The organism is Paeniglutamicibacter terrestris (assembly GCF_012271785.1).
In the GTDB taxonomy this organism is placed as follows: domain Bacteria; phylum Actinomycetota; class Actinomycetes; order Actinomycetales; family Micrococcaceae; genus Paeniglutamicibacter; species Paeniglutamicibacter terrestris.
This window is the reverse complement of sequence record NZ_JAAWVT010000009.1, coordinates 87,602-110,247: the sequence shown is the minus strand read 5'-3', so window position 1 is coordinate 110,247 and position 22,646 is coordinate 87,602. Positions and strand designations below refer to the sequence as shown.

The following is a 22,646-nucleotide window of genomic DNA, read 5'->3' as shown; positions in this document are numbered from 1 at the left end:
TTTTTTCATGCCTTGGCCGCGACACCGCGGCCTTTTTTGTGCCCAAAACCAAGGAGAAACCCCGTGCCAACAGCAACCCTCGAACGCATCAACCCCGCAAACTTTCCCGCACTCAGCCTCACCGACATGTTCTGCGGCGCCGGCGGATCCTCCACCGGAGCCCAAAGCATTCCCGGCATGACCGTCAAGACGGCCATGAACCACTGGGCCCGCGCCATCGAAACCCACAACGCCAACCACCCCGAAACCGAGCACGTCTGCGCGGACATCCAAGTAACTGACCCGCGCTACATCGCCACCAGCGACATCCTGTGGGCCAGCCCCGAATGCACGAACCACTCGGTGGCCAAGGGTAAGAAAAGGATCTCCAACCAGCCCGACCTCTTCGGAGACAGCATCGCCGACGAATCTGCAGAGCGGTCCCGCGCCACCATGTGGGACGTGCCCCGTTTCGCCGAGGTCCACAAGTACAAACTCATCATCACCGAGAACGTCGTGGACGCGGCCAAGTGGATCATGTTTGATGCCTGGCTGCTGGCCATGACAGCGCTCGGATACGAACACCACATCGTCTACATGAACAGCATGCACGCCCAGCTCGGCGGCGCTCCCGCACCTCAGTCCCGAGACCGCATGTACGTGATGTTCTGGCTCAAGGGCAACCGCCGCCCGGACTTCGACCTGCTCATGCCTCTGGCTCACTGCTCCACCTGCGAAGAGACAGTGCGCTGCGTGCAGTCATGGAAGAACCCGAACTACCGGTGGGGCCGATACAAAGCCCAGTACGTATTCCGCTGCCCCAACACGAAGTGCAAGAACCAGATCATCGAGCCCGGATGGTTGCCGGCGGCCGCGGCCATCGACTGGACCATCAAGGGCCAGCGCATCGGTGACAGGAAGAAGCCCCTCGTTGAGAAGACAATGGCGCGGATTCGGGCCGGGCTCGAGAAGTACGGCAAGCAGGCGGTCAGCATCGACAGTGTGCGTGGCTCGCAGATCATCGCACCGGTGGAATCCGAGCCATTCCCGACACAGACAACCAGCTACACACGGTCCCTGCTCGTTCCTGTCGAAGGACGCGAAGGGAAGGTTGCCACGCCCGTCGAAGGGCTCATGCGAACCCAGACCACCCGCAATGAGACTGGGCTACTCACGCCCCCGACGTCGATGCTGATGGAGTACTACGGCAATGGAGTCATGCACCCGACGAGCAAAGCGATCCCAACGATCCCGACCGTGGACCGCTTCGCCATGATCACAACCATGCGCGGCACCGCGCCGGAACAGATCCAAGGGGCCAGCGCACCAATCTCAAATCCGCTGCGCACGATCAGCGCAGGCGGGAATCACGCGGGCCTCACCGAATGGTCTGTGCCCGAGGTTGAAGACTGCGAGTTCCGGATGCTTGAGCCCCACGAGATCAGCGCGGGCATGGCATTCCCCAAGAGCTACATCATGACGGGGAACAAGCGGGAGCAGGTCAAGCAGGCAGGCAACGCGGTCACGCCGCCGGCGGCCCGGGATCTGATCATGGTGGCCGCGCATTCTTTGGCGGCGGCATGAGCGACGACATCGAATTGCTGCCAGGGCAGGCCGACGTGCTCGACCTGCTGACGGGATCCGTGACCATCGTGGTCCCGGCGCCGTGTGGATGGATCAACACGAACGTCCGAATGCATCGAATGGCCAAGGCGAACCTGACGAAGCAGTGGCGTGCCGCGGCTTGCGTGGCAGCTCGCGGACTTGAACCCATGGCCACACCGGTGCGGATCGTCGCACACATCTGGAAAGCCAGGAATGGGCGCTACGACCCCAATAACCTCGCCGACACCACGAAAGCCATTGTCGATGGGCTCGTGGACTCGGGCTTACTCGAGGACGACAGCTTCAAACACGTCATCGGGCCGGACCACCGCCACGGCGGCAAGGGCGAACCCCGCATCATCCTCACTATCACCCAAGGAGAAACACCATGAGCACCACATTCAAGTTAGGCCAGCGCGTCAAGATCACTGGCACCACCGAGAGGCACCGTGACCGCATCAAATTCGCACCACGGAACAGCAACATGGTTGCCACGGAAGTCAAAGAGCTTTGGCCGGAACTCAAAGCGATGCCCGACAACGGGCATGACGGAATGCTGCGAACCAGCCTCATCGAAACGGAAACGACCGCGACTGAGGGTGTAATCGTTGGCAGTCGCACGATGGCACAAGGCCTCACCTACGACGAGTCATGGCCTGAATCGAACTGCTTCCTGCCATGCGAAACCAACCGTGTATGGCTCGTGGCCTTCCATCTTCGCCGCAAGCCCGTCATGTGCTTTGACCACCAAGTGCAGGCATTCCCAGTCCCGGAAAGCGTGACCGTGCCGATGCCTCACATCCCGCATCCGGGCTTCCACTCGCAAGGCCACTTCATGCGAACCGCCGCCCGCAACATCAAAAACGATTACCCGGTCGGCGGATACAGCGTCACCACCGCCGTCATCAAACTACTCACCGACACCGCAAACGCAATGGAGGAAACCCGATGAGCATGCAATACATCCGCCAACGCTACGCAGTTCCTGCCAAGCGTGGTGCACGCATCCGGTACACGGGAATGGGCGAAAACAAAGTTGGGTCCATCGTCAGCGCAGTCAGAGGCGCGCACCTCAAGGTTCGATTCGATGATGGAACGTTCGGGTACTTCCACCCCACGTGGGAAATCGAATACTTGGATGCCGCCAAGTGATCCCGCCGCGGATCCTCGAGCACGATTCGCTTCTGATCGCGTGGCATGAGGCGGTCACCGTCGTTGATGTCATCGTTCCGGATATTGAGCCGCTGCCCCCGGAAATCTACCCAGCAGGAACCAAGGGATGGTTCCGGCGCACGAGTCGGCACCGGGGAACGTTCCTGCCTGACGTCGACGACAGTGCCGGAGTCCAGATGCACGCCAACGACGTAACCGTGAGCCCCGTCCATGTTGACGTGCTTTACGAAATCAGTCCAAAACAACCCGCACCCAAACCCGTCAAACCGAAGACCCCATGGAAGGACTACTCATGAGCAAGGAATTCCACGCCAGAGTCACCCGCGCTAGCTACGAGCCAGCACGCCGACCCGGCATGACAGAAGTCGTTGTCCAGATCCCTGGCGAAGTTGATCTTTCGTACGGGGACAACGTTGTGGTCGTCATCCCAGAAGGAGAAGTGAAATGAGCCTCAATATGTGGCACCCGGACAGTCCCAAGATCATCGTGGCCAGCAGCAATTGGATCACCAAGCGGTTCCCGTGGCAAGAGGGCTACAAGACCGCCCGATCTAAAGTCCCGTGGTTCGTCATGATCGCCAAGACCAGCGAGACGCTCGAGGATGCCATTAGTGCGCACGTAACCGACGAAACCCAAGGCATGGTCACTGAGTGGGTCGTCTATGCAACGGCCATCGCACCAGACTGCCACGACGGCGAGCGCTGGTACTCCAAAGAAGTCCCGCCAAACCAGCCCATGCACACAACCTTGGGGCTACTCCATAAGGCCACCATCGAAACCGAGGAGACAGTACGTGACCGCTACCGAGACAGCTAGCAAATGCACCCTGCCTGACTGCGACACCGCATCGACACTGCACCTCTGCGAAGAACACCGACTAGAGCTGGCCGACCTGCTGGACAACGTTGACTTCCTCATCGTCAACCTCGACCCCAACATCCAAGCCGGAAAAGTCACCAAGAAAGCAGGAGGACAAGAAGGCGGCAATGGAACCAAGAGCGCAGGCAGCCGACCACCAACCACCGACACCGGCCAACTCCGCTACCTACTCTGGGAACTACCCAAGAACGCCTACAAAGAAGCCCGCGACAACCCCAACGCAGGGCAAACCCTCCACATGGCAAGGATCTGGGTAGGCAACGCACGCAACGCCGTCTACGGACCCGAAGTAGAAGAAGTAGACCACGAAGCCAACCAGAAACGAGTCAAGGAAGAAGCACCCCCACTGCCCACAAGGCAGCTCGTGAAGTTCCTACGCAAGAACGCCAGGATCAGTGTCAAGTCCAAAGACATCAACAACTGGGCGCAACGCGGGAAACTCGCACCAGTCACACGCGACCCACTCCCGACCTACTGGCCACACGAAGTTATCGAACTCCACACACAAAGGATCAAAGCATGAGCTTTTAATCAGACCCAGAATCATGTAAAGTGACTCAAAGCGAGGGGATCATTGGATCTACTCCCAAGCACCTAGCCATACGGCAGGTGCTTTTTTGTTGCCCGAAAGGATGCGCCCCGCCGAAAGGTTGGGCGCATCCTTTCGTTAACCGATCCAAGTTCACCAGCGATACAAGCGCATTAGTCCTTCATCGGATCAACAGGACCATCGGCATCAACATACTGGTCGCAAGCATTGCAGCGCCACACATAGATGGTCATGAATTCCCCCCAAAGTGGATGAGATACAAGCGACAGATCATTCTCAGATCCGCAAATTGGGCAAGCCGACAGACGCGCCATCATAATAAATACTTCCAATCGCTAAGAGGCGTGCCACCACACCCAACGAAGTGAGTATCGCAGAGGCTACCCACAGATACGTTCCACCACACACAACTTGGCTCGCGTGCCTTCCACCGCGAGTCGCGATCTAGGCATCACCCTCGACCCACGTTCGATGCGAGCGAGTGAGTCGATGCCAACTAACCTATGCAAGACGGACGCGACATGGTCTGATCAAGGCACCAGCGGAACCAACCGCCAACGCCAACGAAGGACAAACCATGCCGCGGATGACCACAGAAGAACTCGGACCCCAACCCGGGTCCAGGCACGCCAGGGTCAGAATCAAGGCCACAAAAGAACTCGGCACCATTGCGCTCAGAGGTGCATCAAACGGTCACTCTCTAGAAACTTCCGACAATACATACACCCCAGTGTCCTATGTCTACATCGCAGCAACTGGCGAAATCAAGATGTACGCAACGGACAGGCTAGAGTTCCTCGACAGCCGAACCAGCCAACAAAGCCCGCTCTCACCAACGTGAGGGCGGGCTATGCTATGCGGCAAGATCCTGCCGATCTAGTAGAAGCGTGCAGGATCAAGCTCTCACATGAGCATTAAACCTGCATATCCTGCCGGTTCCAATAGGTTGGAGCGAATCGTCACCTACACCAGTGGCAACTCAACGAACTGAATGGACCCGCCAATCTCAGTCCGATACGTGACCACCAAGCGAGGCGGGTCATCAGATTGAAGGCCCGCCTTAGTGAGCTGACCAAACTTGATGTACTCCGAGGGATGAAGAACACGCACCTCATCCACCCACGTACGCCTACCCCAGATCGCCCCCGCGCCTTCAAGCTTCGCTCGTACCTCATACAAGGTCGCACCCGAAACATTGAAAACACCACCGCTGGTCAAGTTCGACCAACGCAACTCCACGCCTTTAGACATGAGCAGACCATAGCAAGGAGCGCTGACTATTGCCTAGAGCCAAGCGCATCTGCCCCAAGCGAGGCTGTCCACGCATCGTCAACAAGCGCTACTGCACAGAGCACGAGCGCGAGTACGAAGCAGACAGAGGAAGCTCAACCAAACGAGGCTACGACCACAGGCACAATGCACTCCGCAAACAATGGGACATCAAGGTGCAACGAGGCGGAGTCAACTGCGCAACCTGCGGCAAGCCAATCCACCCAGGCACAGAGTGGCACCTCGGACACACCGACGACCGCACCGACTACAAAGGCCCCGAGCACGCGCACTGCAACACCTCGGACGGCGGCAAACGGGCTCACCCAAAGCTCGAAAGCTAACCCACACAACCTATTTTCGGAGTGTGCATAACCTGTCGATAACCCTGTGGACAACCCCACGGGAGGGGGCCTAAAAACCCGCCAAGTCAGACCGCCGGTGAGGTCGCTGCACCTCGCGGAGGGTTCAAAAGTTTTCAAACCCTCCGCTGGCCACATCAGATATTGGCTTTGCGTGCCTCGAATTTGCTCTTAGAAATTACTAGGCCGCATGAGCTGCATTCATAATCCCCCGACCTTTGTCCCATATAGATTTCCTTTCGGAAATGCTCGTGGGCGCAGGCTTCCTGCTTGAGTCTTTCCTTTTCGTCACGGGCGGCATTGAGCTCTGCTTCTGTCATCATTTTTCTCCTAAGGGGTGCTTCATGGGTAGTGGTGGATCTCGGGCCCGAAGTGGCCCGCCTGCTGATCCTACTTCGGGTCGGTCGGATCTCCGCGGCGTGTCATTTGATACTCTTCCCGCCAGCGGATTCGATGGCGCCGTTCCTGACTTCCCTTTGTCCCCAGCAATGGTCTTCAACGAGTATTTCGATACGGAGACTAAAGCCAAGATCAAGGAGACGGATCCCGGCGCTTCTGCTGGTCGCCAAGAGCGCGAGCAGGAGCTTTGGGAGTGGGCTTGGTCAACCCCGCAGGCTTGCGCTTGGGCGTTGGAGTCTTGGCGTTGGCACTCGGTTGCCATGTGGGTTCGTACAGCCGCCATTTGCGAGTCCGCTGATGCTCAGGCCGCGGATAAGAACTCTCTCCACCGGTTCGCTGATCAGATCGGACTCACGCCAGCAGGTCTCGCGGGGAACGGTTGGGCAATAGCGCGAAGTGAACTTGATGTGAAGCGAACTGAGAAGGCAGCCGAGGCTCCCAAAGCTATTTCCGCTCCGGTCCGCCGGATGCGAGCAGTAAATGGCGACGGTTGATCTTGGTTATGTAGTCGATTTCCCGACGCTTGGTGACGTGATTGATGCGTGGATCGAGCAGCATTGCATGGTCCCGGACGGGTTCTCCCGCGGCAAGGCTTTCCGTCAGTACGACTGGCAGTTCTGGTGCACGGCGAATCACTACCGGATCCGCCCAGAGGCTTACTGGAATGAAGAGCAGCCGTTGCTCAACCAGGCGTTCGTGTACCGGCGTTCGCAGATTGTTGCACCGCAGAAGACGGGCAAGGGCCCTTGGTCCGCTGCCGTCACTGCTGCAGAGGCCGTTGGCCCCACCATCTTCGGGGGCTGGGCTGAGGCTGGCGACAAATACGAGTGTGCCAAATTCGGCTGCAGCTGCGGTTGGGTATACGAGTACCTGCCCGGTGAGCCGATGGGCATCCGCCATCCCTCGCCGCTGATCCAGTTGTTGGCAACGTCTGAGGATCAAGTTGACAACATCATGCGCCCGCTCAAGGCCATGATTCGGTTGGGTCCGCTTGGTTCGCTGATGAAGGTCCGCGAGGGTTTCATTCGCATTCTTGGCGACTCGGGCGACGACGACATGGACCGGATCGACGCAGTGTCGTCCAATGCTCAGTCTCGACTTGGTAATCCGATCTCGTTTGCTTTCCAAGATGAGTCGGGCCTTTACACCAAGACCAACAAGTTGGTGACAGTCGCGCAAGTTCAGCGCCGTGGCGCCGCCGGCATGGGTGGACGAACGATTGAGACGACGAACGCCTGGGATCCGGCGATGAACTCGACGGCTCAGCAGACGTTCGAATCTCAGGCGCAGGACGTGTTCAAGTTCTTCCGGCAGCCGCCGAAGGAACTGTCCTACAAGAACCGGCGAGACCGGGCCAAGATGCACGCCTATGGCTACGCGGGTTCGACTCACGTTGACCTGAATTCCATTGAGGCTGAGGCTGCCGAGCTGATGGAGCTGGATCCTGCCGAGGCTGAGCGGTTCTTTGGGAACCGTCTAGTTTCTGGCTCTGGTGCGTGGTTGAAGGATGGTCTTTGGGATGCTGCTTACGCCAATGCCTTGGCTGCCACAGCCTGACGATGGAACTCAGATTTGTCTTGGGTTCGACGGTTCGGATTCGGACGACTGGACTGCAATTCAGGCTGAGACCATCGGTGGGTTGACGTTCACCCCGCGGTATGGGCCAGACCGCCGGCCGACGATCTGGAATCCTGCCGAGTGGAATGGGAACATTCCCCGCGGCGAGGTTTCCGCGGCCGTTGACGAGCTCATGGAGAAATTCAAGGTTCGTCGCTTCTATTGCGATCCGCACGATTGGTATTCCGAGATTGGCGACTGGTCGTTGAAGTATGGCGACGAGAAAGTTTTCGAGTGGAATACCTCGCGCATTTCCAAGATGTACGACGAAATCAAGCGTTTTGAGGTCGATCTCAAGGAACGTCGCGTCACGCACGATGGCTGCCCGATCGCAGGTATCAGCTTTGCGAACGCTCGCAAGATTGCGAAGCCTGGCCAGAAGTACGTGCTGGGAAAGCCTACGCAGCACCAAAAGATAGACGTTGCTATGGCGCGGATCCTTGCGCACACTGCAGCGTCCGACGCTCGCCTTGATGGCTGGGGCGAAGAGACCGATAACCGTATGTGGTGCTTGTAGTGCCGCGGAAATGGAGGGCCAATGGCTTTGACCAGTGAAGTTCAGTCCTCCGTTGATTATTTGGAGAGCCAGCTGGCGGCCACTTCGGCTGCTGACGTTCTGAATGATCGCTACTACGAGGGGTCGCAGCGCCTTGAGCATATAGGGCTCGCTGTCCCTCCAGAGCTTCGACGGTTTGAGACGGCGGCCAACTGGTGCCGTACAACTGTTGATGCGGTGGCCAACCGGCAGAAGATGAAAGCGTTCTATCTCCCGGGCGAGGAAGTTGCTTCTGAGGATCTGATGGAAGGCTGGGACGCCAACAACCTTGGCTCTGAGTCCCAGATTCTGGGCAAAGAGAAGCTGATTCTTGGCCGCGGCTTCGTGTCGGTCGGATCCAACGAGGAAGATCCCGATCACCCTCTTATTCAGGTTGAGTCGGCAACGGAGATCGTGGCCATCGTCAATCGGCGCTTCCGGCGCATGGACGCTGCAGCGCGGTTCTATGATCGCCCGGCGTATGGCGGGCCGGCGAAGGCTGCGACCTTGTACTTCCCGGATCAGACGTTGTGGTTGGAGCGTGGCCCGAAGGGCTGGGTCATTGTTGATCGTGACGATCACAAGCTTGGTCGTGTGCCGCTGGTGATGTTCTTGAATCGGCGTCGTGTTGGTCGCTGGCAGGGTGTTTCGGAGATGAAGGACGTTATCCCGTTTGTGGATGCGGCTGCTCGCACGCTGACGAACTTGCAGATCGCGGGCGAGACGCACTCCGTTCCGCAGAAGTACGTCCTGGGCATGTCCAAGGAAGACTTCATGGACAAGAACAACAACCCGATCCCTGCGTGGGAGGCCTACTTCACTGCGATCTGGGCTAACCAGAACAAGGATGCGAAGGTTGGCCAGTTCACGGCGTCGGATTTGAAGAATTTCCACGACACGACGAACCATTATGGCCAGCTCGTTTCGGGTATTACTGGTCTTCCGATCCGTTACTTCGGTCAGAATTCGGCGAATCCTCCCACTGAGGGTGCGATTGTGGCCGATGAGTCGCGACTGATTCAGAACGTCGAGGCGAAGAACACTGAGGATGGCGCCGGTTGGGGCCACGTCATGGGCTTGTATGAGCGTTTCCGTACTGGCAAATGGGTCGAGGGTAACAGGATCGCTACCGAGTGGTACAACCCCGCGACTCCGACGCAAGCGCAGACTGCGGATGCTGTCACGAAGATGTACGCCAATGGTGATGGGCTGATTTCGCGTGAATCTAGCTGGGACGAGCTTGGCTGGTCTGAGGCGAAGAAGAAGCGCGAGTGGGAGCGCATCGAGAAAGAATCTCGCATGGCTTTGGATTCCCTTGAGAAGCAGGTTGCGGAGGTTGTCTGATGTCCATGCCCGCGGCAGTTGTTCAGCAGTACAAGCTTTCGCAACGACTGCAGGCGATTGGTCAGCTCAAGGCGCGTAAGGCTTGGCAGCAGGTTCAGGTTGGCCTACTGACTGACTCGTGGGCGGTGATCCTGCGGAACACTGGGCTGGTTGACGAGGTGTCTTCGCTGCAGCTCGAGGCCGCTACTGCGGGCGCATCCTATGGGGCGCGCTCGTTGGCCGCGCAAGGTGACTACGAGGCCCCGGAAGCGTTCGTGAATCCTGCTGGGTTTGCGGGTGTTGCGGCTGACGGTCGCTCGCTGGATGGCATTCTTTGGTCTCCGGTGCCGCGCACGAAGGAGCGCATCAAGGAAGGCTGGGATCCGCTGGCCGCGAAGGCGTCGGGCGGGAAGTTCCTCGAGCTCATCGTCAAGACGACCGTGGCTGATGCTGGCCGCGGCGCTGCCGGTGTGGACCTAGCTTCACGTCCTGGCGTCGGGTATGTCCGAATGCTCAACCCTCCGTCGTGCTCGCGCTGTTCGGTGCTGGCTGGCAAGTTCTACCGCTGGAACGCTGGCTTTCGTCGGCATCCCGGTTGCGATTGTGTTCACGTTCCATCGAAAGGCGCTGATGCGGCTACTTCTGAAGGTCTTATCCATGACCCCTACGAATACTTCCAGAGCCTTTCGGAGAGCGAGCAGAACAAGATCTACACGGCTTCTGGCGCGCAGGCGATTCGTGACGGTGGCGACCTCTTCCAAGTAGTCAACAGCCGCCGCGGCATGAAGCCGGGCGGGCTAGTGACCACTGAGGGGACTACTCGCCGCGGGAACTACGGCACGGGCCGCAGGCCGCGACTGACGCCAGAGGGTATCTACTCGCAGAATCTCCCACGCGAGCAGTCACTCAAGTTGCTGGAGTCGAACGGGTACCTGTTGCCCGGCGGTCAGGATCCTCTCGGCGCTATCCGCGGCCAGCGTGAGGGCTTTGGCGCTCTTGCCCGCGGCGGTACTCGTGTTGGTGCGCGGCGTGCTGTTGAGCAGGCTCGCAACACTGGTGTGCGTGATGGTTCGCGATACACGATGACGGAAGCCGAGCGCAGGTTGTTCGATGCCCAGTTGCGTTGGGATGCCGTCCGCGAGGGCCGCTACCCATACAGCAGCAAGAAGCCACTCACGCCTGAGATTGCAGCCAAGGTCGAGGACGATTTCCGACGTTGGCTTTCCACTGGCGGGGAGAAGTTCGCCCGCTGATTTATCAACTATTTTTCCTGCGCGTGAGACGCGTGTGGGGTTATTTGCCGTGAGACGCGGCCAAGAAATGAAGGGGTGCGATTGTGCCTGCAAATGTGAATCCTGTTGTGACAGAGGTAAAGCCCGACGAGAGCGCGGAAGTTACCCCGAGTGCGACACCGGAAGCTGTGAAGCCGGATGAAGATGCTGGCGGATTCAAGTCGAAGGAATCCAAGGATGCCGTTTTGGCTGATCTGGCAGAAGTGCGCAAGGAACTGGCTGCATTCAAGGATCGCGAGGCTGAGGCTGAGAAGGCCAAGTTGAGCGACATTGAGCGCGCACAGGCCGAGACGACCGAGCGCGCAAAGGAAGCTGCTGAGGCGAAGGCCGAACTTGCCCGCTACAAGGTGGCGGCCAAGCACAAGATCACCGATGCGGACGATCTTGAGCTGCTGGCGACTGCTGGTGACGAAGCGGCCATGGAACGGCTTGCTGTTCGACTCGCTACGGCTGCGGCCCCTGGCACCCCGAAGCCCGACCCCTCCGGTGGGCCTCGCAATGAAAAGACCGGCACTCTCGCGGAGCAGATCGCTGCTGCCGAGAAGGCTGGCGATAAGAGCGCAGTTGCTGTGTTGAAAGCACAGCAGCTCGGCGCTCTGGCAAATAACCAAACCTAAACTTAGGAGGCCATTGTGGCTGGAATTACCGGGCAGGGCACTACTTACAACCTGCCGAACTACGTGGGTGAGCTGTTCGCAGCTACCCCGGAAGACACCCCGCTGCTCTCTTCGATTGGCGGCCTGACCGGCGGCGAATCTGTGGGAGCTACTTTCTTCGAGTGGCAGGGCTACGACCTGCGCGCCGGTGAGGATTCTCGCCAGCGTCTCGAAGGTGCCAATGCGCCTGCAGGTGAAGAACGCGTGCGTTACAACGCGTCGAACGTGCTGGAAATCCACCAGGAAGCGGTGGAAATTTCCTACACCAAGCAGGCCGCTACCGGCCAGCGCGCAACCGCCGGCCAGCCGGAAGTGACCGTGGGCGGCACCGTCCTCCCCGCGGACGAACTGGCCTGGCAGCTCGCGCAGCAGTTCAAGCAGAAGGCCTTCGATATCGAGAAGACCTTCATCACCGGCACCTACTCCAAGCCGACCACCAACGCGACCCCGCGTAAGACTCGCGGTCTGCTGGAAGCGATCACCACCAACGTGGGCGTCACCTCCGCCATTGGCGTCCTGTCCGAAGACGATGTCATGAACCTCTTCCAAGACGCTTGGGAGAACGGCGGCATTCAGGAAGGCGAAACCCGCACCGTCATGGTGAACGCTGCGCTCAAGCGCCAGCTCACCAAGATCTTCATCAAGGATGCAGGCTACAAGGAAGACACCCGCGATGTCGGCGGCGTCTCCCTGCAGACCTTTGAGACTGACTTCGGTCGCGCCAACATCATGCTGTCCCGATACATCCCGGCTGACACCCTGATCGTGGCATCCCTTGAGGATCTGCGCCCCGCCTTCTTGGAGATCCCGGGCAAGGGTCACTTCTTCGCCGAGCCACTGGCCAAGACCGGCGCCGCTGACAAAGTTCAGATCTACGGCGAAATCGGCCTGAACTACGGCAACGAAAAGAAGCACGGCAAGCTAACCCTCCGCACCGTCTAACTAGCCCGTTTGAGTGGGGTGCTTTCGAGCGCCCCACTCATTCATTGATTGGAGTTTTCATGCTGATTCTCAGCAAGAAGTACCCGGAGCTTCGGCTCAACGGGCTGACGAAGTTCAGTGGTGGCAAGTCCGATGTTTCGGATCCGGAAGTCATCGAGCGGTTGCGCGGGTTCGCTCACATGGGCGTCGTTGTTCCCGAGGCCACCCCGGCGGTTCCCGAAACCCCACCCGCCGTTCCGGAAAAGGATTCAGGCGACGGCGGCAATACTCCGCCGCCCGCGGACAACGAGCACGTCGCTCCCGGCGCGGAACTCTTCGAGCCGAAGGGCAACGCTTCCGTCGAGGAATGGCGCGCCTACGCGGTCCAGAAGGGCCACGAGTCGGACGCTGTTGCGGATCTCAAGCGCGAAGACATCAAGGCACTCGTAACCGAGTAGAAGGAGGGTGTGGCCATGGCTGATCTAGCAACTTGGCAGGATGTACAGGATCGACTCTTGGACCGCACTCTTACTGCGCCACAGCAGGTCACGGTGGGCGTCTGGATTGGCGATTTGTCGGCAGATGTTCGCCAGCGGATTTCTGATGTGGATGCACAAGTTGCGGCGTCTGAGGATTTTGCGAAGACCGTCAAGCGCGTCATTGCGGGGGCGATCAAGCGCGTCTTGGATAACCCGAAAGGTTTGCGGCAGTCCACTGTCTCTGTTGACGATTACTCGAAGACAGAGACAGTGGACACCACGGGCAGTTCGGGGAAGCTGCAGCTGTCTGAGGATGACTGGGATGACCTGCTGCCTGCATCGTCTGGCGACTCGTTCTCGATTCGCCTGGTTGCCACTCCGGGGTATGCCTGATGGACATTCAGCAGATCACGACTGATGGCCGTGCCCTAGCCGAGTCCCTGATGCTCGACTCCTGCATGGCCTCCCGTCCGGGCCCCAATGTCACGGACCCTATAACCGGCGCGGTGACTCCCAGTCTCACGCCGGTCTATAGCGGTGCGTGCAAGGTCCAAGGCGCGACGGCTCAGGCGGCGAATCCTGAGGCTGGCGGTCATGCGTACGTTATCGAATCCTTGCAACTTCACTTTCCGGTTTCGTCTCAACTGCGGATCGATGACATTGCCACGATCACGGCTTCAACGATGGACCCGGATCTGGTCGGCTCAAAGTTCCGACTGGTCGAGTTGGCGCGGGGAACATTCCGCACGGCCGACCGCTGGAACGTCGAACTGGTGGTGAAGTAAATGGGCGTCCAAATAGTGGGCCTTGACGAACTAAACCAGTTTGGTGTCGAGCTCGGCAAGATCGCAAGCAAGGCGCTTCCAGAGGTTGATGCGGTGCTTGAAAAGGGCTCGCTCAACATCAAGGAGGATCTTGTTGCTGGCGCCAAGTCATCGAAGCACTTCAAGGGCTTAGCTCCTGCGATCAGCTATGACTCCGAATATGGCGCCGGATCTGTCGCTTATGCTATCGGCCCGGATAAGGCGCGCAAGGGTGGTGGCATCGGGAACGTTGCCTACTTCGGAACGTCTCGCGGCGGCGGCACCTTGGATCTCGAAGGGCCGTTGATGCGTGAGGCGCCGAAGACATATGAGCAGATCAACAAACTTGTCGACGGGTGGGTGGACAAGCTATGAGCCTTCACTCTGATTTCTTGGCTTTGCTGGCCGACCATAACGCATACGACAGCGTGGTTCCGGACGCCGATGACACTCCACCCTTTCCAGTGCTCGTGATGCCATATGTTCTCGTGACTCCGTTTGTTCCTCGCGTGGAGGCTCGGTCGTTGAATCGAACTCCCCACATGCGGGGCACGAAGTGGCGCACGACAGTCACGAGCATGACGGCCGCCTCGGTGTTCATCATTGCTAATCAAGTTGTGGCGGATCTTGAGGGTGCACGTATTGAGGGGCAGCGGCTTGAGGCGATCCCGAATGATTTGCCGATCACTGAGGACATGGACGTGACCTTTGGCGGCGCACATCCTCACTACGCCGTCCTTGAATGGCGACTGTCCACCTAATCCAATTCACCTAAGGCGCTCTCTCGTGGGGCGTCTTTTTCTATGCCCGAAAGAAGGTTCCTCATGCTTTTTATTCGCGTGCGCGATCCCAAAACGAGGCACGAATTCGACGTGCCCGAGACGAGCAAGCGCCTTGCCTCTGGCTTTTACGTAGCCATCAAGTCGGACAAGTACCCGCCGGCTATCAAGCCTCGTAAGCCGAAACATTTTGTCGCATCAAAAGGTGTGACACCTAAGCCGTCCGTGGCGGCAGAAAAGAAGGAGGCAGACATTGTCTGACATTCCAGCAACACCGTCCGATGGTAATCAGCTTGTCTTGGCTGTTGCGACTTTCGCGAACATGAAGGCTCCCAAGCTCACCGAGGCTACTGCTCAGGATGACTTGTCCTGCTACATCACGTCTCTGGACGTTGGCTTGGATCAGGCAACGATCACTGATGAGCGCCTGTGCACCACCGATGTTTTCGAGCAGCCAGGGCGCAAGACTCACTCGCTGTCCGTCACTGCGATCGACAACACGAACAGCCCGGATGAGGCGGAGTTCAACCTAGCGGTTGAAACTCTCACTGAGGGCGCCGTCATGGACATCCTGATTCGCCGCGGCAAGGCGTTCGACGCCCCGCTGGCAGTCGGTGACACGGTGCGCATCTACCGCATCAAGGTCGGCGCCAAGGTTGATGTTCCTCACGAGGCGAACTCGACCATCAAGAGCATGTGGAAGCTGTTCATCATCAGCTCCCCGGCGCTCGACGTGGTCATGGCCGCCTAGCTTCACCGCTCCACAATCTCGCGTGCGCTCTGCCCTGGTGGGGTGCAGGGCGCACGCGGTTTCACCCCACTGAAACCCACCCTCAAAACTTAGGAGTCCTCGTGGCTATTTCAATCAAGCGTGCTGAACGACGTGTAACTCTTTGCCTCGATGGTGAGCTGTTCGCGAAGTATGAAGATGCGGATGCGCGCCTCAAGGAAGCGATGCGCAAGCAGTCGGTTGACGGCCGCCTGAATGGTCCGGTGGCGGCGATCCAGAAGGAAGTTCACGCGCTCTTTGAGGCGCAGCGCAACGCGTCCGTGACGTTCGTTGTACGTGCGTTGCCTCGTGTCGATTGGGACGCTCTGGTGGCCGCTCATAAGCCGCGTGAGAAGAATGAACTCGACGCTGATGCTGGCTTCAATATTGCCACGATCTTCGATGCTGCTATGTCCCATGAGAAGCCGACCGCGATTGTTCGCGTGACCGACTCCGAGGGTGTTGCACAGGACTTCAAGCCGTCCGACTGGCAGGCGCTCAGCGATGAGATGTCCCGCTCTCAGTACGTCGAGTTCCAGAACGCGGTCAACACACTGAACCGCGGGGACAATGAAATCCCTTTTTCGCACGCCGCATTCAAGACGAGCCAGGGTTCCGCCGGCAAGTCGAAGTAGCTAGGTCGCTCGGCATCTCTCACCGCAAGTTCCGCGGATGGATGCCGGGTGATCCTGCCGAGTCCGAATGGTCAGATTCTGAGCAGGACAAGATGCTGGCACTCAAGGTCTATGAGGATTCATTGTGCCCGAAGTGCGGCGGGCCTATCTCCGAGTGCACGGACCCGGCCAATGAGGGCAAGTACAAGACGGACCCGCCTACCCGCTGCCACAAGACCACGGCGCAGATTGTTGCGACTGAGGACTGGGATCAGCGGAAGAATACGGGCGCGTTATTGCTGAGTACTCGCCTTGTTTTCAGTGGCTAGCTCGCGGTCAACGGACTGCATGATGAACATCGCCATCGTCGCCGCTGACGTCTTCTTCGCGTAGCCGGTGATCATCAGCAGCAGGCCGAGCACGATGCCCACTAGTGGTATTCCATTGCCGCCATTGAAGAGTGAGACCACGCCAATGGCTAAGCAGAGAAACGAAATGACAATGCCTGTTATTTCCAGCCTGTCACCGGATTTACTGATTATTTCTTGCGCTGGAATTGCCCGCTTATTAGTCATGCCTTTGATCTTATCGGGGCCTTAGTCATTTTGGAGATTCCATGGCAATTCGTACCGTAAAGCTCGTCTTGGACGCCAAAGTTGACGGGCTTGTAAATAAACTCAAAACCAGCAAGAAAGCCACTCAGGACTTTGGTCGCGACCTTGAGTCATGGCGCAAGAAGAATGAAAAGAACCTCGACACTCTGGGGGACGCTGCTGGGAAAGCTGGGCTGGGCATTGCAGCCGGTCTGGGGCTTGCGGCTAAAGCTGCGATTGATTGGGAGTCCGCTTGGGCGGGCGTCACCAAGACGGTTGATGGCACGCCCGAGCAGATGGACGCCCTTGAGGGTTCCCTTCGCGGCCTGGCTAAGACTTTGCCCGCGACTCACGCTGAGATTGCGGGTGTCGCTGAGGCTGCCGGTCAGCTCGGTGTCGCACGCGAAGACGTTGCGGACTTCACCAAGACGATGATCGACCTTTCCGAGACCACGAACTTGTCCGCCGATGAGGCTGCAACGTCGATGGCTCAATTCATGAACGTCATGGGCACATCCGGTGACAAGGTTGACGAGCTCGGTTCTTCTCTCGTGGCTCTCGGCAACGATGGAGCCTCCACCGAGAAAGACATCATGTCCATGGCCACGCGTCTATCTGGTGCTGGCAAGCTCGTGGGCGCGTCGGAAGCTGATGTTCTGGCACTGGCCAATGCAATGTCTTCTGTGGGCATTGAGGCCGAGCTGGGCGGCGGTGTGATGACTCGTGTCATGACTCGCATGTATTCCGACGTGCAGACTGGCGGCGAAGGGCTTGAGGAACTGGCTAAGGTTGCCGGCGTTTCATCTGAGGAATTCTCCGAAGCTTTCAAGAACGACCCGGTGCGCGCCATCGACATGATGGTGAAGGGCCTCGAAGGCGTGAAGCTGTCCGGCGGCAATGTCGTGGACACCATGAAGGATCTGGGCATCAAGGGCACCGAGGAAGTGGGAACGCTCCTGCGTCTCGCTGGCGCCGGCGACCTGCTGTCCGAGTCCCTAGATCTTGGCGCATCGTCTTGGGAAGAGAACTCGGCACTAGCCGAGGAAGCTCAGAAGCGTTACGAAACCACCGAAGCGAAGATCACCATTGCTTGGAACAACATCAAGGATGCGGCGATTGAGGCTGGCGGCGTGCTGCTGCCGATCTTGGCAAACCTTGCGGAGGGTGCGGCCGGTCTGGCTGATTGGTTCGGTGCGATCCCGAAGCCGATACAGACTTTCCTTACTATCCTGGCTGGCGTTGCTGGCACTGGCCTTCTCGCGACTACCGCGTTGTTCAACATCGCAAAGAAGACCGCTGAGCTGAGTGAAGCATTCTCAGCTATTCAGGGAACGGGCGGGCGTGCTCACACTGCCATTGGCAAGGTCTCCAAAGCTATCTCTGGCGCGGTGATAGTTGGCGCGGCACTAGCTGCTGGCAAGTCCATCATCGAGGGCATCAACGAGGCCGCACGGTCCGGTCAGACAGACCTTGAAGAATACTTCAATCTACTTACCACTGGCGGCGGTGCCGGAGTTGTAAGCGGCCTAGATCTTGGCGAGGGCAATGCGCTCTCCACGGGGATGCTCAAGGATTATGCAAATAGCCTTGGCGACGTAACCACCGAGGCTGCGGCGGCCAAACGCGCCATTGAGTACATTGGCATGGCTAAGCTCCCCGGCATGGACTGGGTTTCCCGAAACCTTGGCATGTTCACAGTGCGCGACATGACGAATGACGCTGGCAAGCTTGAGGTTGCCATGGGTTCGCTCGGGCGGGCGTTTGAAATGGGCGAGATTGATATGGCCCAGCAGGGGTTCGCTGACATGGCGGAACAGCTCGCGCTTACCGACGAAGAAGTTGCCACGCTGATCAACAACGTGCCGGCACTCAAGGATTCCTTGATGGGTATCGCGACTGAGCAGGGCTTGCAGATTGACCCGGATAACGAGTTGGGTCTAGTGGATTTGGCATTGGGACGAATCAAGACGTCCGCTCCCGATGCTGCCGGGGCACTGGATAGTGTCGGTTCTGCTGCTGGTGCCGCGGGTGCTGGTGGCGAGACTGCGGCCATGGGAATCGAAGAAGCCGCCCAAGCTGCCGAGGATGCCCAGAAGAAGGTTGACGACTTCTACGATGCGCTGGTCAACATTGGTGCCATCGCAATCTCCGAGCGCGAGGCATTGCGCGGTCTGGAAGAGTCGTTCGATGCTGCTGCTGAAGCTGCCACGAAGAACGGCAAGACGCTTGATGACACCACGGAGAAGGGGCGCGCCAACGGTCGCGCTCTCGATGGTGTGCAGTCCTCAACGATGGCCGCTATGGAAGCGCAGCGTCAAGCTGGGGGCACCATGGCCGAACTTGCGGCAACCATGTCTGCAGGACGTGAAGAGTTCATCAAGACCGCGATCTCAATGGGCATGGGCAAGACGGAGGCCGCGGCTCTTGCGGACAGCCTGAACCTCATCCCCGGCGCGGTGTTCACTGAGTTTGATTCGAATGTTGATGATCTTGGCGAACGAATCCATGACCTAGCTGATGCGATCAAAGCAACCCCGGATAAGTCGATCACGATTGACGACAACTCACCCGAGGTTCGACAGGCGATGGAAGACCTTGGGTACAAGGTCGAAGAGTTGCCCGACGGCAGGATCAAAGTCACCGACAATGGGACGGCCAGCGCTACCGGAAAAGAGATTGATGCCGTAGCGGCCAAGCATCGACAGGCTCAAATCTTGGCGACCGCGAACACCTATGGTGCTGAGGTCGATTTGGCTCACGCGGCTAGGACTCGCACTGCGCTCATCAAGCAACGTGTAGTCAATGGTGGCTCGCAAGTATCGACTGGTCCCGGCGGCCGCGGTGGTCAGCTTGATCACTGGCAGGGCGGGCGTGTTGGTTCATATGAGAATGGTGGCCGGCTTCCATATACGGGCTTGGGCCGGGACATGATTCTTGGCGTCGGGTCAGACGGTCGCCCTACTGCAAACGTGGACGACGGCGAGTGGGTTATTTCGGAGCCCAAGTCAGAGAAGTACGACACGGCTTTGGGGATGATCAACAACGACGATCCTCGCATCCACCACCTTGCAGATTTTGCTGGCGGTGGGCGTCCGGGCAATTCTCCGAGACTGTCCGTGCCACCTTCTCGTGAAGTTAGGCAGCATGCAGCGCAGGCGCAGGCAGCAGGACCGGTGAATGTTTACGTCACGGTAGATGGCGCCGGCGACGCAGACAGGGCCGTTGCGGGTTTCCGTGACGAGCTAAGGAAAGCTCTTGGAGGGGTAGGTGTGCGCGTTGGCATCTGAACTAGTAACCCTTGATGGCTTTCCGCTGTCGGGACGAACTCGCGATGGGCTATGGACGGTTCAGTCACCTATGCCTGGATGGTTCAACAGACCGTCGCCTAAGACTCGCAGTGAGCCCCGCGTAATTGGGGATGGCGGGTTCCGTACTCCGGTTGAGTATGGTTCCCGCCAGATCACTATCAACGGTTTGGTGGAGTCTTCGAACCATGACTATTTGCATCAGGCTGTGGAGCGGATTAATGCGGCAGGGTTTCGCGGGAATGTGAAGTTGTTGGTTGCTGGTCATGGTGCGACGCAGTGGGCGATGGTTGATCCGCGTCCGGGCTCCGAGGTTGACACTGAGTTCCTGACTGAAAATATGCTGCGTTTCCAGATCCCATTGGAAGCGATTGACCCGTTCAAGTACGGGGAGGCTCGGTCATTCTCCGCTGCGGTCGGTGAAGGGTTCGACGTGTATCAGCGTGGAACCGTCCCGGCCATTGCGACGGTCACGGTTACCGGGTCGTTGCCTGGTGGCTATGAGCTACTTCTGGGCGGGCGTCTGGTGACGGTGGAGCGCGCTGTCACTTCGGGTTCACCGCACGTAGTTGACATGCGCACGGGGATCTTGCGAGTTGGTGGCGCGGTTGACCGTGGAGGCATCGTCTACTCCGAGCTGTTCAAGATCGCACCGGGCATGCCGCAGAACTTCTACAGCGTTGCGCGTACTCCCGGAACTGGCACCGTCAAGGTCGCATTCAACGACACGTATATCTAGGAGGCGCCTTGTCTGGTTACAGAGTGTGGAGCTTGTCTTCTAAGACGTGGTCTGACCGGGTAGAGCTCAAGCCGCAATCCTCGCCGTGGGAGCGGGGATTCAATCACGTCTTCGGCGGGTCAACCTCGCTGGTCCTGTCCGATCCGGATGTCGCCGCAACCGCGGGGCTGACTGATACGTACCCGGCGCAGCGCCTCATCATTGTCGATTATGACGATGTGGTGGTGTATGCCGGGCTCATTCGGAGGGCACGATACGTTCGTGATACACGGGCCCTCAGCCTTACCCACGAGGACATCTGGTCCCTGTGGGACGCTCGGCTGATCAGTGAAGTGCGCGATCAGAACATTGTGAACTGGAAGAAAACGTACTCCGGTTTGGAGTACGACACGATCATCAAGCGGATCATCCAGCTGGCAGTTGCCGGTTCTGGTCGCAACGTCCCCATGGTCTACGAGGACGACTACACCGGCGGCCGCACTCGTACTTACTACGGGTACAACATGGACACGGCGCTGGATGCCATGGAAGAGATCATGGATCTTTCCGATGGCCCTGATGTTGATTTCCGTCCGGAGTGGGACGGCGCCGGAGGAATTCGCTTCACCCTACGCACAGGCGACCTTTCACTGAACACCATAGAGGTGAACTTCTCAGCACCCGAGACGCCAGCGAGTGGCTTGTGGATCGAGACCGACGCAAGCGAAGTTGCGACGCAGATGTTTGCGGTCGGCGAAGGGTCCGGGCAGAGAACGGCGAAAAGCCCCGGCATGCTGGTGCGCGAATCGGCGTCATCGAACATTGCTGACTATCCAGCACTGGAACGCACCGAACAGTTCAAGAACATCAAAAAGGGTGACGAGCTGTACGAACAGGCGTCTTCCGCGCTGATCGCCAATAACCACGCAGTTCGGCAGGCAGGTTTCGAGCTCAAGCTCGACTCTCCAATTCTCGGTAACTTGTGGGAGCTGCGTCCGGGAACGATTGTTCGCTGGTACATCAGCGACGACCCATACTTCACTACCGGCTGGCGTGAATGGCGGGTGCTCAAATACTCGGGCGACATTACAGATGACTTTGTGAAGATCGAATTCCAGCCGAAGGGAGGGTGACGCATGGCGCGAACCGTAGACCTGACCGGGGAGAATGTCACTCGGCAGCAGCGTAAGGATCGGCAGTACGGCACCAAGACTGACCTATCTTCAACGGTGGTCGACCGGGGCAGTACTCATTGGATGAACGAATCGTATGTTGCTATTGACGGTGTACTTGATGTCACGGGCACGCTCAATGGAAGCGGAACGAACAACCTTTCTGGGACGAATAATCTTTCGGGCACGAACAACCTAAGTGGATCCAACCACCTAACTGGCCCGACTGACGTTGCGGGAAACTTTGCGATTGTCTCAGGCGGGTTATTCACTGCTGGCGATTCACAGATACGGCCGGATGGTTCGGCCACGTTTGGCGGACTGGACATTTCGCCAGATGGGACGCTAGCGGCGGGATCGTTCGAGTTGAACCCGGACGGGAGCGCGAAGTTCGGACTGTTCGACATTGCTGCCAACGGCGATCTGGTCTCCAAGGGCTCACTGTCCATCGATGGGCCGACGACTCTCAAGAACAACCTGACCGTGGACCCTTCCAAGAAGATCATCCTCGGGGGTTTGGTCCTTGAGAATCAGGGCGCAGGAACGGCGCAGATGAACGTTCCAGGCGGGGCTATCAGTGCGAGCAACGCACTGGGCATGTCGCTGAATCACGACACTGTGCAAGTCTCCGGGCAAAGCAAGGTGACCCTTGAGTCAACCATCATCAACCTCAACGCTCCGCAGACCAGCGTGAACGGAAACTTGGTAGTCACAGGGACCATCAAAGCAGGTGCGACAACAGAGCTATCCCAAAACCGCCTTCGCGTCGGGAGCTTACCCAACACGACCGTGGCCACCGCCAACGTCCACGTCGATTCCAACGGCATTTTCTATCGAGTCACCGCATAGGAGCA

At 58.5% G+C, this 22,646-nt stretch carries 28 protein-coding genes; 26 read left to right on the top strand and 2 right to left on the bottom strand.

The features are described 5' to 3' along the window. The first annotated feature begins 63 nt into the window (after nt 1-63). From HED64_RS16145 to HED64_RS16110, 8 genes are read left to right on the top strand one after another with little or no spacing between them, the layout of a single operon-like run. Nucleotides 64-1,563 carry a DNA cytosine methyltransferase gene (locus tag HED64_RS16145; protein ID WP_342590752.1) on the top strand — a complete coding sequence of 500 codons (1,500 nt, stop codon included), beginning with the start codon at nt 64-66 and terminating at the stop codon, nt 1,561-1,563. Further along, a complete protein-coding gene (locus HED64_RS16140; protein WP_168153015.1) occupies nt 1,560-1,976 on the top strand; it encodes a RusA family crossover junction endodeoxyribonuclease in 417 nt (138 codons plus the stop codon). The genes HED64_RS16145 and HED64_RS16140 overlap by 4 nt, the downstream gene beginning before the upstream one ends. Continuing rightward, nucleotides 1,973-2,536: a hypothetical protein gene (locus tag HED64_RS16135; protein ID WP_168153014.1), complete on the top strand. Its 564-nt coding sequence runs from the start codon at nt 1,973-1,975 to the stop codon at nt 2,534-2,536. The genes HED64_RS16140 and HED64_RS16135 overlap by 4 nt, the downstream gene beginning before the upstream one ends. Then, a complete protein-coding gene (locus tag HED64_RS16130) occupies nt 2,533-2,736 on the top strand; it encodes a hypothetical protein (protein ID WP_168153013.1) in 204 nt (67 codons plus the stop codon). Before HED64_RS16135 ends, HED64_RS16130 begins: the two co-directional genes overlap by 4 nt. Further along, nucleotides 2,733-3,053, top strand: coding sequence for a hypothetical protein (locus tag HED64_RS16125; protein WP_168153012.1), 321 nt, complete (start codon nt 2,733-2,735; stop codon nt 3,051-3,053). Before HED64_RS16130 ends, HED64_RS16125 begins: the two co-directional genes overlap by 4 nt. Next, nucleotides 3,050-3,205 carry a hypothetical protein gene (locus HED64_RS16120; protein ID WP_168153011.1) on the top strand — a complete coding sequence of 52 codons (156 nt, stop codon included), beginning with the start codon at nt 3,050-3,052 and terminating at the stop codon, nt 3,203-3,205. Before HED64_RS16125 ends, HED64_RS16120 begins: the two co-directional genes overlap by 4 nt. Next, a complete protein-coding gene (locus HED64_RS16115) occupies nt 3,202-3,573 on the top strand; it encodes a hypothetical protein (RefSeq protein WP_168153010.1) in 372 nt (123 codons plus the stop codon). The genes HED64_RS16120 and HED64_RS16115 overlap by 4 nt, the downstream gene beginning before the upstream one ends. Continuing rightward, a complete protein-coding gene (locus HED64_RS16110) occupies nt 3,551-4,159 on the top strand; it encodes a hypothetical protein (protein WP_168153009.1) in 609 nt (202 codons plus the stop codon). Before HED64_RS16115 ends, HED64_RS16110 begins: the two co-directional genes overlap by 23 nt. A gap of 1,795 nt (nt 4,160-5,954) precedes the next feature. Here HED64_RS16110 and HED64_RS16105 read toward each other — a convergent pair. Further along, complete coding sequence (locus HED64_RS16105) at nt 5,955-6,137, bottom strand: hypothetical protein (RefSeq protein ID WP_168153008.1); 183 nt, start codon at nt 6,135-6,137, stop codon at nt 5,955-5,957. A gap of 559 nt (nt 6,138-6,696) precedes the next feature. Here HED64_RS16105 and HED64_RS16100 point away from each other — a divergent pair. The 14 genes from HED64_RS16100 (at nt 6,697) to HED64_RS16035 (ending at nt 16,025) form a co-directional block, all read left to right on the top strand. Beyond that, nucleotides 6,697-7,773 carry a terminase gene (locus HED64_RS16100; protein WP_168153007.1) on the top strand — a complete coding sequence of 359 codons (1,077 nt, stop codon included), beginning with the start codon at nt 6,697-6,699 and terminating at the stop codon, nt 7,771-7,773. Continuing rightward, on the top strand, nt 7,736-8,350 hold the full coding sequence (locus HED64_RS16095) for a terminase (protein WP_245326047.1): 615 nt from the start codon (nt 7,736-7,738) through the stop codon (nt 8,348-8,350). Before HED64_RS16100 ends, HED64_RS16095 begins: the two co-directional genes overlap by 38 nt. Nucleotides 8,351-8,371: 21 nt before the next feature. After that, the gene (locus HED64_RS16090) at nt 8,372-9,712 is read left to right on the top strand and encodes a phage portal protein (protein ID WP_168153006.1); all 1,341 of its coding nucleotides are present in this window, start codon (nt 8,372-8,374) and stop codon (nt 9,710-9,712) included. 5 nt (nt 9,713-9,717) lie between these two features. Next, nucleotides 9,718-10,944: a hypothetical protein gene (locus HED64_RS16085; protein ID WP_168153005.1), complete on the top strand. Its 1,227-nt coding sequence runs from the start codon at nt 9,718-9,720 to the stop codon at nt 10,942-10,944. Between the two features lie 107 nt (nt 10,945-11,051). Next, nucleotides 11,052-11,600 carry a hypothetical protein gene (locus HED64_RS16080; RefSeq protein WP_168153004.1) on the top strand — a complete coding sequence of 183 codons (549 nt, stop codon included), beginning with the start codon at nt 11,052-11,054 and terminating at the stop codon, nt 11,598-11,600. Between the two features lie 15 nt (nt 11,601-11,615). Further along, nucleotides 11,616-12,581 (top strand): SU10 major capsid protein, encoded by a 966-nt coding sequence (locus HED64_RS16075; protein WP_210149839.1) that lies wholly within the window; start codon nt 11,616-11,618, stop codon nt 12,579-12,581. 59 nt (nt 12,582-12,640) lie between these two features. Continuing rightward, on the top strand, nt 12,641-13,018 hold the full coding sequence (locus HED64_RS16070) for a hypothetical protein (protein ID WP_168153003.1): 378 nt from the start codon (nt 12,641-12,643) through the stop codon (nt 13,016-13,018). Nucleotides 13,019-13,033: 15 nt separating this feature from the next. Next, nucleotides 13,034-13,432 carry a Gp19/Gp15/Gp42 family protein gene (locus tag HED64_RS16065; RefSeq protein WP_168153002.1) on the top strand — a complete coding sequence of 133 codons (399 nt, stop codon included), beginning with the start codon at nt 13,034-13,036 and terminating at the stop codon, nt 13,430-13,432. Further along, nucleotides 13,432-13,824 carry a DUF6093 family protein gene (locus HED64_RS16060; protein ID WP_168153001.1) on the top strand — a complete coding sequence of 131 codons (393 nt, stop codon included), beginning with the start codon at nt 13,432-13,434 and terminating at the stop codon, nt 13,822-13,824. The genes HED64_RS16065 and HED64_RS16060 overlap by 1 nt, the downstream gene beginning before the upstream one ends. Then, complete coding sequence (locus HED64_RS16055; protein ID WP_168153000.1) at nt 13,825-14,217, top strand: hypothetical protein; 393 nt, start codon at nt 13,825-13,827, stop codon at nt 14,215-14,217. 167 nt (nt 14,218-14,384) lie between these two features. Beyond that, a complete protein-coding gene (locus tag HED64_RS16050; RefSeq protein ID WP_168152999.1) occupies nt 14,385-14,603 on the top strand; it encodes a hypothetical protein in 219 nt (72 codons plus the stop codon). Nucleotides 14,604-14,666: 63 nt separating this feature from the next. Beyond that, nucleotides 14,667-14,882, top strand: a complete 216-nt coding sequence (locus HED64_RS16045; RefSeq protein WP_168152998.1) for a hypothetical protein — start codon at nt 14,667-14,669, stop codon at nt 14,880-14,882. After that, nucleotides 14,875-15,372 carry a phage tail tube protein gene (locus HED64_RS16040; protein ID WP_168152997.1) on the top strand — a complete coding sequence of 166 codons (498 nt, stop codon included), beginning with the start codon at nt 14,875-14,877 and terminating at the stop codon, nt 15,370-15,372. The genes HED64_RS16045 and HED64_RS16040 overlap by 8 nt, the downstream gene beginning before the upstream one ends. 101 nt (nt 15,373-15,473) lie before the next feature. After that, nucleotides 15,474-16,025 carry a hypothetical protein gene (locus HED64_RS16035; protein ID WP_168152996.1) on the top strand — a complete coding sequence of 184 codons (552 nt, stop codon included), beginning with the start codon at nt 15,474-15,476 and terminating at the stop codon, nt 16,023-16,025. Between the two features lie 272 nt (nt 16,026-16,297). Here HED64_RS16035 and HED64_RS16030 read toward each other — a convergent pair whose 3' ends face one another. Then, nucleotides 16,298-16,579 (bottom strand): hypothetical protein, encoded by a 282-nt coding sequence (locus tag HED64_RS16030; protein ID WP_168152995.1) that lies wholly within the window; start codon nt 16,577-16,579, stop codon nt 16,298-16,300. A 41-nt stretch (nt 16,580-16,620) separates the two neighbouring features. Between HED64_RS16030 and HED64_RS16025 the strand changes: the two genes are divergently transcribed. The 4 genes from HED64_RS16025 (at nt 16,621) to HED64_RS16010 (ending at nt 22,641) form a co-directional block, all read left to right on the top strand. Then, nucleotides 16,621-19,884 carry a phage tail tape measure protein gene (locus tag HED64_RS16025; RefSeq protein ID WP_168152994.1) on the top strand — a complete coding sequence of 1,088 codons (3,264 nt, stop codon included), beginning with the start codon at nt 16,621-16,623 and terminating at the stop codon, nt 19,882-19,884. A 262-nt stretch (nt 19,885-20,146) separates the two neighbouring features. Further along, nucleotides 20,147-20,641, top strand: coding sequence for a phage tail family protein (locus HED64_RS16020; RefSeq protein ID WP_168152993.1), 495 nt, complete (start codon nt 20,147-20,149; stop codon nt 20,639-20,641). A gap of 23 nt (nt 20,642-20,664) precedes the next feature. Next, a complete protein-coding gene (locus tag HED64_RS16015) occupies nt 20,665-21,753 on the top strand; it encodes a hypothetical protein (protein WP_168152992.1) in 1,089 nt (362 codons plus the stop codon). Nucleotides 21,754-21,756: 3 nt separating this feature from the next. Next, nucleotides 21,757-22,641: a hypothetical protein gene (locus tag HED64_RS16010; RefSeq protein ID WP_168152991.1), complete on the top strand. Its 885-nt coding sequence runs from the start codon at nt 21,757-21,759 to the stop codon at nt 22,639-22,641. The last annotated feature ends 5 nt before the right edge of the window (nt 22,642-22,646 follow it).